General features: G+C 61.8%; 13 protein-coding genes. 8 read left to right on the top strand and 5 right to left on the bottom strand.

Going from position 1 to position 12,067, the window contains the following annotated elements; translation table 11 throughout:
- The first annotated feature begins 124 nt into the window (after positions 1-124).
- Positions 125-394, top strand: a complete 270-nt coding sequence (locus IGS60_RS08115; RefSeq protein ID WP_070288590.1) for a hypothetical protein — start codon at positions 125-127, stop codon at positions 392-394.
- 242 nt (positions 395-636) lie between these two features.
- Positions 637-876 (top strand): hypothetical protein, encoded by a 240-nt coding sequence (locus IGS60_RS08120; RefSeq protein ID WP_029496207.1) that lies wholly within the window; start codon positions 637-639, stop codon positions 874-876.
- Between the two features lie 87 nt (positions 877-963).
- On the opposite strand, the gene IGS60_RS08125 is transcribed toward IGS60_RS08120, so the two are convergent.
- The 3 genes from IGS60_RS08125 to IGS60_RS08135 form a co-directional block, all read right to left on the bottom strand.
- Positions 964-1,776 (bottom strand): hypothetical protein, encoded by an 813-nt coding sequence (locus IGS60_RS08125; RefSeq protein ID WP_306798469.1) that lies wholly within the window; start codon positions 1,774-1,776, stop codon positions 964-966.
- A 61-nt stretch (positions 1,777-1,837) separates the two neighbouring features.
- Positions 1,838-3,685, bottom strand: a complete 1,848-nt coding sequence (locus tag IGS60_RS08130; RefSeq protein WP_230503647.1) for a CHASE domain-containing protein — start codon at positions 3,683-3,685, stop codon at positions 1,838-1,840.
- A gap of 203 nt (positions 3,686-3,888) precedes the next feature.
- Entirely contained in the window at positions 3,889-5,655 is a 1,767-nt protein-coding gene (locus tag IGS60_RS08135; protein ID WP_121668639.1) for a glutamine--tRNA ligase/YqeY domain fusion protein, read from the bottom strand.
- 162 nt (positions 5,656-5,817) lie between these two features.
- Between IGS60_RS08135 and IGS60_RS08140 the strand changes: the two genes are divergently transcribed.
- The 4 genes from IGS60_RS08140 to IGS60_RS08155 all read left to right on the top strand — a co-directional run bounded on the left by IGS60_RS08140 (position 5,818) and on the right by IGS60_RS08155 (position 8,506).
- Positions 5,818-6,111 (top strand): DnaJ domain-containing protein, encoded by a 294-nt coding sequence (locus IGS60_RS08140; protein ID WP_010395442.1) that lies wholly within the window; start codon positions 5,818-5,820, stop codon positions 6,109-6,111.
- A gap of 215 nt (positions 6,112-6,326) precedes the next feature.
- On the top strand, positions 6,327-6,839 hold the full coding sequence (locus tag IGS60_RS08145) for a hypothetical protein (RefSeq protein WP_230503649.1): 513 nt from the start codon (positions 6,327-6,329) through the stop codon (positions 6,837-6,839).
- A complete protein-coding gene (locus IGS60_RS08150) occupies positions 6,829-7,614 on the top strand; it encodes a hypothetical protein (RefSeq protein ID WP_099410539.1) in 786 nt (261 codons plus the stop codon). The genes IGS60_RS08145 and IGS60_RS08150 overlap by 11 nt, the downstream gene beginning before the upstream one ends.
- Positions 7,615-7,633: 19 nt before the next feature.
- Positions 7,634-8,506 (top strand): hypothetical protein, encoded by an 873-nt coding sequence (locus IGS60_RS08155; RefSeq protein WP_070313672.1) that lies wholly within the window; start codon positions 7,634-7,636, stop codon positions 8,504-8,506.
- 115 nt (positions 8,507-8,621) lie between these two features.
- On the opposite strand, the gene IGS60_RS08160 is transcribed toward IGS60_RS08155, so the two are convergent.
- The gene (locus IGS60_RS08160) at positions 8,622-9,524 is read right to left on the bottom strand and encodes a LysR family transcriptional regulator (RefSeq protein WP_230503651.1); all 903 of its coding nucleotides are present in this window, start codon (positions 9,522-9,524) and stop codon (positions 8,622-8,624) included.
- A gap of 103 nt (positions 9,525-9,627) precedes the next feature.
- Between IGS60_RS08160 and IGS60_RS08165 the strand changes: the two genes are divergently transcribed.
- Positions 9,628-10,908 carry an MFS transporter gene (locus IGS60_RS08165; protein ID WP_230503653.1) on the top strand — a complete coding sequence of 427 codons (1,281 nt, stop codon included), beginning with the start codon at positions 9,628-9,630 and terminating at the stop codon, positions 10,906-10,908.
- Between the two features lie 5 nt (positions 10,909-10,913).
- Here IGS60_RS08165 and IGS60_RS08170 read toward each other — a convergent pair whose 3' ends face one another.
- A complete protein-coding gene (locus IGS60_RS08170) occupies positions 10,914-11,561 on the bottom strand; it encodes a hypothetical protein (protein WP_230503655.1) in 648 nt (215 codons plus the stop codon).
- A gap of 164 nt (positions 11,562-11,725) precedes the next feature.
- Between IGS60_RS08170 and IGS60_RS08175 the strand changes: the two genes are divergently transcribed.
- Complete coding sequence (locus IGS60_RS08175; protein ID WP_070221866.1) at positions 11,726-12,052, top strand: hypothetical protein; 327 nt, start codon at positions 11,726-11,728, stop codon at positions 12,050-12,052.
- Positions 12,053-12,067 lie beyond the last annotated feature (15 nt).

The following is a 12,067-nucleotide window of genomic DNA, read 5'->3' on the forward strand; positions in this document are numbered from 1 at the left end:
CAGCGCAAACGTGTCATGGCGCGCTGGCGATATGGTGAGCAATGTCGTCACGCGTCCGGGCTCTTGTGGCGGGCTCGGCATCTACAATTAGCGCGACGCTGTTTCCCGTCAGCAGGAGCGAGCCATGCGAGCTACGAGTCACCCCAGCAAGGAGCAGGTCCGCGCGTATATGCGCCGGCGCGAACGTGCGCTGCAACCGCCGCCGCCGCCCGATGAAATTCGCCGGCAACTGGCCTGGTGCCGCATCGACGATTTTTCATGCAACTGCCTTTTGGCCACCCCGGCCGGCGTGGCCGCGCAAGGCTGGCATTTATCGACGGAAATCGCTCGCCTGGGCGCCCTCATGGCGATTGCCTGGCTCATGCGCAGCGGCGTTCCTCATTGTAAAAATTGATGACTTGCAGCAAATTTTTCCGATTTGGGTTATCCTCTAGCACATTCCAAGTGCGTCAATTCTCTTCAATTATCACAATTTTGCTTTAAGTTACGCAAAAATCAACAATAGCGTGTATTATATTGTTTGTGGCGTAAAAGCCGCATAAGTGATGGCGCTTTTTAGTGTGTTTACCCTGAATTATAGCGAAAGAGGCATTCGGCTTCTTTTTGCTCTAATACAACAAGTACGGATTTTTGATCATGTCTCTCAAACAAATTACTTCTTTGCCTACCTACAACCCGAATCGCGTCCTCGATGCGATCATCGACAAGCTGCAACTGAAAAACGATGCCGCCTTGTCGCGAGCTCTGGAAGTGGCGCCACCTGTTATCAGCAAGATTCGTCACAACACCTTGCCGATCGGCGCCACGATCCTCATCCGCATGCATGAAATCAGCGATTTCAGCATTCGTGAACTGCGCGAGTTGATGGCTGCCTAAGAGCGCCTGACAGACGGCAAACTGAGAGGTGCCGTCTGGGTAAGTCAGGCTTGCCGCGTGCGGCAGCCACATCTGTTTTCCGCCGTTCTATTGCGGGTCGCGGTTCAGTACCGGACGATCGACATAGAAGCGCCCCATTTCCAGGCCAGTCGAAGACGATTTGACCACCGCTGCGGTCAGAGAAGCCGGCGCGCTGGAAAACGCGGTGCTGGCAGCGCCCGTCGCGCGGCCCGAATACGCCGTCGCCTGCACGGCCGCACTGGAAAACGCCGTCTGCACGGCCCGGCCCGAGTAAGCGGTGGCCTGTACCGCGGCACTGGAAAATGCTGTTTGTACCGCGCGTCCCGAATACGCCGCCTGTACGGCGCGCCCCGAATACGCCGTTTCTGCGCGGATATAATCTTCCCCGAACGTTTGCTCATACAACTGCTTCATGCGCTCGCCCACGCGATGGTGCGCCGCTTCGTCGTCTTCGCCGCGCAAGCCGATGTACGGAAAGTGATGGAGGAAGTAACCGAACACCTGCTCGCAGTCCGCCGCATATTTCAGGGTGTCGAGGATGTGGTAGTGCCAGAAAGTATCGACATCCATCAGTGGCGCCGTTTCTTCTTCCGGAAACTGTTTCATCAGGATCAGGAAGCGGCGGTATTCAAATTCCACCGCATTTGCCTTTTCCAGGCTCCATCCTTCGCCTGACTCCCGGTGCATCAGCTTGACCTTGATCGCGTCCAAATTCAAATCGGCAATTGCTTTGAAACTGTCGTTCGTATCCATGAATGTCCTTTTGTAAAGAGCGTTGTGGGAAATACGGTGAAACAAGGGAAGGCGGCGGGTGTGTACTCCTGGCAAGTAGTCGAGGAATGCCTGCCCATGGCGGGCGGGCGCTGAGTTGTTCAACATCAATATTGCATCTAATTACGAAATATGCAAGCTGAGCTTGCTTCATGCGGGCGGGCGCCAATCAACTGCTGGCCCGGCTTTCTTCCTGGTAGGGAAACGCGGTAGCGTCCGCGCCCAGCGGTACGCTGACGTGTACGCTCATGCCGGCGCCGGGGCTGCTTTCGATGTAGAAAGTGCCGCCCAGCAACTTGATGCGTTCCTCGATGCCCACCAGGCCAAACGAGCCCAGCTTGTTGCGCCCGTCGATGGCCGCGCCCACGCCGTTGTCGCTGATGCTCATCGATACCGTATCGCGGCACTTTTCCAGCTTGACATGCACGCGGCTGGCATTCGCATGCTGGGAAATATTGCTGAGCGACTCTTGCAGGATACGGAACAGGGCCGTCGCGCACTGGTCGCTGAGGCAAATGTCGCCATGGCTTTCATGCACTTCGCAGGCGATGCCCGTGCGCTGGCGAAATTGCGCCACCTGCCATTCGACGGCCGCATTCACGCCCAGGTCCAGCACGGTAGGGCGCAAGTCGTTGATGATCTGCCGCACGCTCTTGATGGTGGCGTCGATCTGCTCCAGGGTCGAGCGGGCGCGCGCATTCAGGCGCGGGTGGCGGCGCTGCGTGCGCGAGGCCAGCATGTCGGCGTCGATGCGCAGCACCAGCAGGTTTTGTCCCAGGTCGTCGTGGATTTCGCGCGCGATGCGCTTGCGCTCTTCTTCCTTGATCTGGTCGGCGTGGGCCGCCAGCCGGCGCAGTTTCTGGTGCGACAGCTGCAGGCGGATCTGGCTGGCGCGCAATTCCTCCGTCATGCCCGTCGCCATCTGGATGGCGCGCCGGCGCGACGACGCCAGCGTGTGGAACAGCATGTACAGCAGCATGGCGCTGGCAAAGCCGATCAGCAGGGCCAGCCATGGCAAGAAGGCGTCGAAGCGCGTATACAGGTCGCTCTTGCGCACGCTGAACAGCGCTTGCCAGACGCGGCCATTGTGTTCAATCAGCATCGTGCTGCTCAGGTAGCGGCCCGAACTGCCGGGCAGCCACCACGGCGCATGCATGCCCGCCGTCGTGCTGTCGAAGATGGGGCGCGTGTCGTGCGGCAAGTTCAGTGCTTCGCGCGCCTGGGGGCCGATATCGAACAGGGTCAGGCGCACGTTACGCACCGGCATGTCGGCCAGCGCGCTGCGCATCATTGTCACCAGGTCGTAGCCGATGCCGACGGAACCCTGGTAAGCGGCGCGCCGCTGCTCCACCGTATCGACCGGCATGCCGTAGCGGTACACGGGCAGGCGCATGGCCATGCCCGTCAATTGGGGCCGGCCTTCCATCGGCACGGGCACGCCGGAATTGCTGATCTGCCCGGAATCGCGCGACTGCGCCAGCATTTCCGCGATCAGGGGGCGCGCGGCGATGTCCTGGCCATACTTTTCCGGGGCGCTGGCAATCGGCTCGATGTACACCAGCACGGAATAACGGGCGCGCGGGGCGGGCGGATGGATGGCAAACGCCGGATAGCCGTCGCGCCCGGGCGGATAGTCGCGCTGCATGGCCGCTTCGAAGGCGCCGCGCTGCGCGTCGTCGAGTTCCTGGCTGTAATTGAGATTCATCACGCCCGGGTAGTTCTGTTGCAGGGCAATGTTTGCCACGTAGCGGTGGAATTGCTCGCGGCTCACGTGTGCGTTGGCGTGGAACAGGCTGGCCGTGCCGCGCAGCAGGTTGGCATACGACTTGACGCGCGATTCGATGTTTTTCCGCGTATTGCGGGCCAGATTGTCGAACAGGTCGCTGGCGTCGTTTTCGATCGACAGCGAGGCAGCCATGTAGAACAGCAAGCCCACCACCATCGACATCACGAAGCCGAGCAGCCAGAGCGGTCTTTTTTCAGCAGATAAGGGGTGTTCGCTGGCAGTAGAAGACATCGCCATCCGCATCAGGAAGAGGAATCGGGGGCCGCCTGGGCGACTGTGTTATACAAGCGCTATTGAAATTGCAAATTGCTCAATAGCTGCCTAATATACAAAATTATCGTGAATGTAGTCAACAGGCAATATTCTGGGGTGACATATGTTCTTGAAACGAAAAAAAACCGCCGCAGCGGTTTTTTTGTGGGTCGTCCGGCGCCTTATTTTGCGGGCTGCCAGCTGTCTTTCAGGGTGACGATGCGGTTGAAGACGGGCTTGCCAGGCTGGCTATCGACCCGGTCGGCCGCGAAGTAGCCGTGGCGCTCGAACTGGAAGCGCTGTTCCGGCTGGGCCAGTTCCGCGCCCGGTTCCAGCCACGCCTGCACCACTTCCTTGGCCAGCGGGTTCAGGGCCAGCTTGAAGTCCTTGCCGCCCGCGTCCGGCTGCGGGTCCGTAAACAGGCGGTCGTACAGGCGTACTTCGGCGGGAATCGCCGTCGGCGCGCTGACCCAGTGCATATTGCCCTTGACCTTGTAGTTGGCGCTGCCTTCCGTGCCAGACTTGCTGTCCGGGAAATAGTTGCAATGCACGGCGATGACCTTGCCTTCGGCATCCTTGTCAAAGCCCGTGCACTCGATCACATAGCCGTAGCGCAGGCGAACCTTGCTACCTGGCTTGTCGTCGATGGGCGGATACAGGCGGAAATAGCCCTTGTTCGGCACTTCCATGAAGTCGTCTTCCTCGATCCACAGCTCGCGCGAGATGGGGAAGGTGCGCAAGCCCCGTTCCGGGAAGTGCGGGTGCACGGGCGCCGTACACTCGACGCTCTCGTTTTCCGGGAAGTTGTCGATGATCAACTTCAACGGACGCAGCACGGCCACCGTGCGCGGCGCCTTCGGGTCCAGGTCTTCGCGCAAGCAGCCTTCGAGCACGCTGTAGTCGATCCAGCCGTCCGATTTCGTCACGCCCGTGCGTTCGCACATCAATTGAATCGCTTCCGGCGTGTAGCCGCGGCGGCGCATGCCCACCAGGGTCGGCATGCGCGGGTCGTCCCAGCCGTCGACGATGTGTTCTTCCACCAGCTGGCGCAGCTTGCGCTTGCTGGTGACGATGTAGGTCAGGTTCAGGCGCGAGAATTCGAACTGGCGCGGCACCGGTTGCTGGAAGAAGCCGCCGGCGGCCAGGGTTTCCAGCAGCCAGTCGTAGAACGGGCGGTGGTCCTGGAATTCCAGCGTGCAGATCGAATGCGTGATGTTTTCCAGCGCGTCCGAGATCGGGTGCGTGTAATCGTACATCGGATAGATGCACCAGGCGTCGCCCGTGCGGTGGTGATGCGCGTGGCGGATGCGGTAGATGGCCGGGTCGCGCAAGTTCATGTTCGGCGAACTCATGGCATCTTCGCTCATCTTCGCGCGCAAGATGTGTTCGCCATCCTTGAACTGGCCCGCCTTCATGGCGCGGAACAGGGCCAGCGATTCGTCGCGCGGACGGTCGCGGAACGGCGAATTCTTGCCGGCCTGGCCGAAATTGCCGCGGTTGGCGGCCATGTCTTCGGCGCTCTGGCTGTCCACGTAGGCAAAGCCGGCCGTGATCAGGTACTCGGCCATCGCGTACAGCTGGTCGAAATAGTCGCTCGCGTAGTGCAGGTGGCTCTGGCCATCGGCAGTCTTCGGTTCCCAGTCAAAGCCCAGCCATTTCACGCTGTCCATGATGGTGTCGACGTATTCCTGCTCTTCCTTGGCCGGATTGGTGTCGTCGAAGCGCAGGTTGCACTGGCCGGCGTAATCGCGCGCCAGGCCGAAGTTGACGCAGATCGACTTGGCGTGGCCCACGTGCAGGTAGCCGTTAGGCTCCGGCGGGAAACGCGTGATCACCTGGGGCAGGCCGGGACGCACGTGCGCGCCGGCAGCCAGGTCGGCTTCGATGATGTTACGCAAGAAATTGGGCGCCAGCGCTGGCGCGGCGGTATTCGGTTTATCGTTGCTCATTGATCAATGCGGAAGAGTGACAGTAAAAAGCATTTTACCGTACCGCAGGCGCTTTATAAGCACGTATTTGGCCCCATATCCCAGCATGCAAGCGACGCGGGCGCCGTTCTATAGGATAATTCGCCTTTAATTAGCAAACAAAACGTGACCCCGGAGCCATTTATGGAAAATTTGTATAACGTCCTCGGTGTCGCGCCCAATGCCAGCGACGATGAAATCAAGAAGGTTTACCGTTCGCTGGCCATGCGCTTCCACCCCGACCGCAACCAGGCCCCCGGCGCCGAGGCGCGCTTCAAGAGCGTCACCAAGGCGTATGAAATCCTGGCCGACCCGGCCAAGCGCGCCGAATACGACCAGAGCGTGAACCACCGCATCATCATCGATCCGGAAGCGGAAGCCTATGCCCTGTGGTGCGGCGTGTTCCGCCTTCACGGCACCGTGCTACCGGCCGATTGAGGGCGTCTCACATAACCTACTGCGCGTCGTGATTTGCGGCCTGCGATGCTCACCGTACTAAAGTACGGTTGCGCTTCTTAGGCCAACGGGGGCGCCGAGCCTCACTGCCGCTCGCTACGGTTCTGTGAGACGCGGTACAGTCCGGATGATTTTAAAAACAACAACAACGGCGCTTTTAATGTAACAGCGCCGCGCATCACATTGGAAAGCACAGCATGAGAAGAGTACACCCTGAATTCGCGTACCAGTCGCGCGAGCTGGAAGGCCAGATCGACGGCATCCTCGGCGACCCGCCGAACCGCAAGAACTACAAAAGCATGGTCGACGCACTGGTGAGCGAGTACGCGAGCGGCGGCGGCATCGAAGACGTGAACATGCTGGCCTTCGCGCTGGTCGATCACATCACCTTCAGCGACCCGAAGGGCTTGCTGGCCGAAAGCGAAGACTACGAGTTCGGCGACCCGTCCCGCGTGTTTTCCATGGCCGCGTGCGCCGCGCCGGAAGCGGCGAAGATGTACGCCGCCATCGAAGAGAGCTTCCCCGACCTGGCGCGCCAGGCCATCATCACGGCCTTCCTGCACAAGAACCCGCGCCTGTGGGACGACGACGACCAGTCGCTCGACCAGCTGGCCGCCAATGACGACGGCGACGACGATCACGATGAAGACGAAGCCACCGACGATTTCGCCCAGATGTTTGACCAGGATGGAGATGACCATGGCCGATAATGAACAAAAAAGTAACCTGCCCGCGCTGACGAAACAGGTCACGGAATTGGTGCTGTCCGGTTCGCTGGGCCACGCCGAGCAGGCGTTTGCGGACGCGGCCGACCAGTACGGCGACCTGGCCGTGGTGGAAGTGCTGAGCGCCATCCCGCCGCAGGTGACGGCCCTGCACCTGGCCGGTTTCGACGGCGGCAAGATGTCGCTGGCCACCCTGCTGGTGCCGCCGAAAGCGTGGGCCGACAGCCTGGCCTTCATTGCCGCCACCTGGAGCGACGACCAGATCGAGGATGATCCGGAGCGCATCGCCGAAGCGCTGTTCGCGCACATCCACGGCGTGGTGTTTTCCACCGACGACGCCGAGCGCCGCCGCGAGCTGCTGCTCGAAGCATCCGCCACCGACTGGGGCGCCACGGCGTTCGCCATTTTGTTCTCGATGGCGCCGAAGGAAATCCTCGAAGTGGCGGGCGAAATCGTCATCAAGGGACCGTACGTGACGGGCGTGACTTCGTCCGACAACGACATCGTGCCGCTGGCCATCGAACTGGCGCAAGCGAATGAAGACGGCTGGGACCGCTCGCTGTTCGAACTGTTCCCCGACTTCCGCCACAGCGCCGACCTGGCCGACGCGGAATACTCGGACGATCCGGACGAAGAACCGACCATGTTGCAGCGCAGTACCAAGGAATTGCTGTACCGTCTGCGCAAGCAAGTGCCGAGCACGCGCAGCGCGCCGCGTTCCAGCACGCGCCGCAGCCTGGGCACGGGCATTTTCTCGTAATGAAAGCAGGGAATCACTAATGCTGCCAGCAATTGTTGTAGAGAATCTTCCGCGCCTGGTGCGCGCCATCAAGCTGTTGCCGGGCGACCCGCGCGAAGACGCGGCGCTGAACCTGGCCGACGAATTGACGGGCATCACGGCCATGGTGGCCGAGAAGTTCACGAATGAACGCACGGCCGACGGCATCCAGAAGGCGCTGTACCTGACTGTAGGCGGCGTGTCGCTGGGCCTGGAGCAGGCCGTCACGCATGAAGGCGACCAGGCCGCGCTCGATTTCCTCGTCGAGCACGGCGCCGAGCACGCGTTCCAGGTGGGCTTTCGCCTGATCAAGGACCTGTCGCAGCTGCCCGAAGACGCCCTCGTCGGCGAATACGACCAGGACCCCGTCTACCTGCAGCGCCGTTTGCGCGAGCTGTTCATCGATATTTGCCAGGCCGACCCGAACCAGAACTGGGCCGGCTATGAAAAGTATGCGTTGCAGTTGCAACAGCGCAAGGAAGTGCAAGCCGTCGTGCGCCTGGCCAGCTGGCTGCGCCGCCACCACGACAACGGCCCCGTCAGCGACAGCGATTTGAATGCCGAGGGCGTCATCGCTCTGGCCATCATCTTCGCCATCGAAGGCGGCGGGCGCATCGTGGCGCGCACGGGGCAAAAGGAGTTTGAACGTTTCGTGCGTTCCGTGCGCAAGAACAAGCCCGACTTCGAGGAAGGCTGGGCCGCCCTGGTGGCCAAGGTGCCCGTGCAGCACCATCCGGTGTTGCTCGACCGCATCGCGTCCTACCGCCGCAGTTGCACCGTGGTGCAGAAAATCCTCACGCGGGCCAGCATGAAGAGTCTGTTCGAGGACCTGGAGAATTACGCGGGTTCCGAGCTGGATGCGGATTATTCGTAATCCAACGCTGTTGTCGGATTACGCGGCGTGCCGCCGCTAATCCGACCTACGACGGCGCGCGTTCCGTAGGTCGGCTTAGCTGCGGCACAGCCGCAGCGTAAGCCGACATTGCAGCCTACGCTCCCCCTTCCAGCGCCGCTTCCTCGGCCAGCTTGACGAATGCCGCCACCAGCGGCGACGTCTCTTCTTCCCGTTGTGCAAGTAACAAGCTGGTCGTCGCCTGCGGGTCGGCGATGGGGCGGTAGCACACGCCATCCATGCGGATGCGGTCGAACGAGGCGGGCAGCACGGAAATGCCGCAGCCGGCCGCCACCAGGCCGATGATGGTCGACGCTTCGCCCGCTTCCTGCGTGACCTGGGGCACGAAGCCGGCGGCCTTGCACAGGCGGAAGATCTGCGGATAAATCCCCGTGCCCGCATCCCTGGGATACATGACAAAGCCTTCGCCCGCCATGTCGGCAATCGCGATGCTGTCCTTGGCCGCCAGCGCGTGGGCGACGGGCAGCACGAGGAACAGCGGGTCCTGGCGCAATTCCGTCAGGCGGATGTCGTCCGGGTACGTCGTTTCCGGCGGGCGCACGAAGCCCAGGTCCATCGTCCTGGCCGAGATCGCTTCCAGTTGATGCAATGTCGCCATTTCATGCAGGGTCAAGGTGACGTGCGGGAATTGCTGGCGGTAGCGGTTGATGACGGTCGCGAAGTAGGGTGTGAACGGCGTGGAAAAGGTAAAACCGATGCGCAATTCGCCCGCTTCGCCCCGCTGGGCCCGGCGCGCCGTGACGGCCGCCTGTTCCGACAGGGCCAGGATGCGCCGCGCATCGTCGAGAAACAGCGCGCCTGCCTGCGTCAGCCGCACGGAGCGCTTGTTGCGCTCGAACAACTGCGCACCGAGTTCCGCCTCCAGCGCCTGGATCTGCTGGCTCAGCGGCGGTTGGCCGATGTGCAGGCGCTCGGCCGCGCGTGTGAAGTGCAGCTCTTCGGCAACGGCGACAAAGTAACGGAGGTGGCGCAGTTCCATATAAGTAATATTTTAAAAGTATGAGTTGGGCCTTGAATATATATTGGACGATATGAGTTGGCAATCCTAAGATGAAGACTCGCTTCCTTTCCGAAACACGGCCATGTCTGATTCATCGCTTGCCTTTGCCCCCGCCACCTCGTCTGCCATCCCGGTTTCTCCCGCCGCACCCGCGCCCCGCACGGCCATCGCCAAGGGCTCGATCGAATTCAAGCGCAGCAACCGCGCCCTGTTCTTTGGCGGCTTTTCCACCTTCAGCCTGCTGTATTGCATACAACCGCTGTTTCCGCTGCTGTCGCACCAGTTTCATTTGACGCCCGCGCAAAGCAGCTGGTCCTTGTCCGTGTCGAGCGGCTTGCTGGCCATCTCCTTGGTGCTGCTCAGCGCCGTCTCGGACCGGGTCGGGCGCAAGCCGCTGATGGTGGCGTCGATGTTTTCCGCCGCGATATTGACGATCTTGTCCGCCTTCGCCCAGGATTATGCGCAACTGCTGGCCATCCGCGCCGCGCTGGGCATTGCCTTGGGCGGCATGCCGGCCGTGGCCATGGCTTACCTGGGCGAGGAAATCGAGGGGCCGTCGCTGGGATTGTCGATGGGCTTGTATATTGCAGGCAGCGCGTTTGGCGGCATGTCGGGACGCCTTATCGCTTCCATGCTCAGCGATTTCCTGTCGTGGCGCTGGGCCCTGGGCGTGCTGGGCGTGGCCGGCGTGCTGGCGGCGGCGGAATTCTGGCGCAGCCTGCCTGCGTCGAAAAATTTCGTGCCCAGTACCAAAGGCTGGAATGCATTGCCGCACGCGATCAAGCAACATTTTTCCGACCGGGGCTTGCCATGGCTGTTCTGCCTGGCTTTCGTGCTGATGGGCTGTTTCGTCAGCCTGTATAACTACATCGGCTACCGCCTGCTGGCCGCGCCATTTGGCTTGCGCCAGAGCACGGTCGGTTTGCTGGCCTTTCTGTACCTGATCGGCATCTTCAGTTCCGTGTGGGCGGGCCGCCTGGTGGACCGGCTGGGCCGGCGGGGCGTGCTGTGGATCATGCTGTCGGTGATGCTCAGTGGCATTGTATTGACCCTGTTCGACTCGCTGCCGCTGATCGTCATCGGCATGGCGCTGGCCACGTTCGGTTTCTTTGCCTCGCATTCGATCGCCAGCAGCTGGGTTAGCCGCCGCGCCCGCGCGCCGCAGGCACTGGCCTCGGCCTTCTATCTGCTGTTCTATTATTTGGGGTCAAGCCTGATCGGTTCGGCCTCGGGCATGATGTGGGGCTTCGACGGCTGGACGGGCGTCATCATCATGCTGGGCGTATGCCTGGGCGGCGGCGTGCTGATCGCCTTGCGCCTGCGCCATCTGCAGCCGCTGGGCGCGCGCGAAGCGGTGGGCTGAGGCGGCTATTTGGGGCAGTTGCCGATCATCGTTTCCCCCTGCTTGCCCGCGCGCGTGGTCACGCACAAGGTGCCCAGCGCGCTGGTGATTTTATACGTGCGGCTGCCCCTGGCCTCATTCGCGCCCACTTCCTCGATTTTCGATGCCTCGTACCATTTCGGCGGCACGGCCGCGTAGGCTTCGGCAAAGCCTTGCTGCATGCGCTTGAAGCCCGTGTCCTCCAGTTTTTGTTCTCCCCGCTGGGGGAATTCCTTGCGTAAATCCTTGTCGATCTTGCCCACGTCGCGCTTGGCTTGCGCCAGGATATCGGCGGCGCTGGGCGCTGGCGGCGCCGTGATCGCTTCCTGCATTGCCGGTGCTGGCGCCGGCTCGGCGGCGGGCGCGGGCAGGGGGCGGCTGACGGGCGCCGGTATGGTTCGGCGCGGCACACGTTCAGCGGCCGGTTTTGCGCTGCGCAAGGCTATCGGCTTGGGCGGCGCAGGGGCCGTGTAGCGCAGCCAGGTGATGGCCGGGCCCTGCGGCAAGTGCTCGTCAGCGGCAAGGCGGGGGCGCGACTGCACCACGACATAGGCCAGCCCCGCGTGCAGCAGGACGATCAGCAGCAGGCCGGGAGCGCGGCGGGGCAGGGGTGGCAGCGAGGTCATGGAGGGCATGGTGGTTCAGGTACGCCAATGTATCTGAAGGATTTGATAATTATCTAGAATGTCACAAGCGCTTACAAAAAAGTGCACCATGGAAATTTCAAGGCCATGGCGCGTGGCGGGGAACCTTGGGCCGGCCTGACGATCCAACTCTCGATACCATGGGAGGACAGATCATGATGCAGGTAAAGGAAGTGGCACGGCGCTTTGGCGCCATCGAACACGCGATCGGCCAGGCGGCCCAGTTGTGCGGCAAGCAGCAGGGCATGCCAATGGACTTGAAGGATTGCATCAATCAGCTGGACCAGCAAAAGAGCGCCGTGCGGCAAGCCATCGACACGCAGGACGATGCGCGCATCCGCCAAGCCGTCGACCAGATGGAATCGCTGGGCGACCGCGCCAAACGGGCGTGCGGCACGGCGACCAGCGTGACGCCGGAAATGAAGAGCGCCGTGCTCAAGGTCCACGATGAACTATCGGACCTGAAGCATCAGCTCCACTAGAACCCGGCTCTTGCG

The sequence above is a fragment of the Janthinobacterium sp. FW305-128 genome (assembly GCF_020858135.1).
In the GTDB taxonomy this organism is placed as follows: domain Bacteria; phylum Pseudomonadota; class Gammaproteobacteria; order Burkholderiales; family Burkholderiaceae_D; genus Janthinobacterium.

What these genes read in the sequence shown, in the direction of transcription:
- IGS60_RS08115 (WP_070288590.1), top strand. Translation starts at nt 125, where the DNA reads ATGCGAGCTACGAGTCACCCCAGCAAGGAGCAGGTCCGCGCGTATATG.
- IGS60_RS08120 (WP_029496207.1), top strand. Translation starts at nt 637, where the DNA reads ATGTCTCTCAAACAAATTACTTCTTTGCCTACCTACAACCCGAATCGC.
- IGS60_RS08125 (WP_306798469.1), bottom strand. Translation starts at nt 1,776, where the DNA reads ATGTTGAACAACTCAGCGCCCGCCCGCCATGGGCAGGCATTCCTCGAC.
- IGS60_RS08130 (WP_230503647.1), bottom strand. Translation starts at nt 3,685, where the DNA reads ATGTCTTCTACTGCCAGCGAACACCCCTTATCTGCTGAAAAAAGACCG.
- IGS60_RS08135 (WP_121668639.1), bottom strand. Translation starts at nt 5,655, where the DNA reads ATGAGCAACGATAAACCGAATACCGCCGCGCCAGCGCTGGCGCCCAAT.
- IGS60_RS08140 (WP_010395442.1), top strand. Translation starts at nt 5,818, where the DNA reads ATGGAAAATTTGTATAACGTCCTCGGTGTCGCGCCCAATGCCAGCGAC.
- IGS60_RS08145 (WP_230503649.1), top strand. Translation starts at nt 6,327, where the DNA reads ATGAGAAGAGTACACCCTGAATTCGCGTACCAGTCGCGCGAGCTGGAA.
- IGS60_RS08150 (WP_099410539.1), top strand. Translation starts at nt 6,829, where the DNA reads ATGGCCGATAATGAACAAAAAAGTAACCTGCCCGCGCTGACGAAACAG.
- IGS60_RS08155 (WP_070313672.1), top strand. Translation starts at nt 7,634, where the DNA reads ATGCTGCCAGCAATTGTTGTAGAGAATCTTCCGCGCCTGGTGCGCGCC.
- IGS60_RS08160 (WP_230503651.1), bottom strand. Translation starts at nt 9,524, where the DNA reads ATGGAACTGCGCCACCTCCGTTACTTTGTCGCCGTTGCCGAAGAGCTG.
- IGS60_RS08165 (WP_230503653.1), top strand. Translation starts at nt 9,628, where the DNA reads ATGTCTGATTCATCGCTTGCCTTTGCCCCCGCCACCTCGTCTGCCATC.
- IGS60_RS08170 (WP_230503655.1), bottom strand. Translation starts at nt 11,561, where the DNA reads ATGCCCTCCATGACCTCGCTGCCACCCCTGCCCCGCCGCGCTCCCGGC.
- IGS60_RS08175 (WP_070221866.1), top strand. Translation starts at nt 11,726, where the DNA reads ATGATGCAGGTAAAGGAAGTGGCACGGCGCTTTGGCGCCATCGAACAC.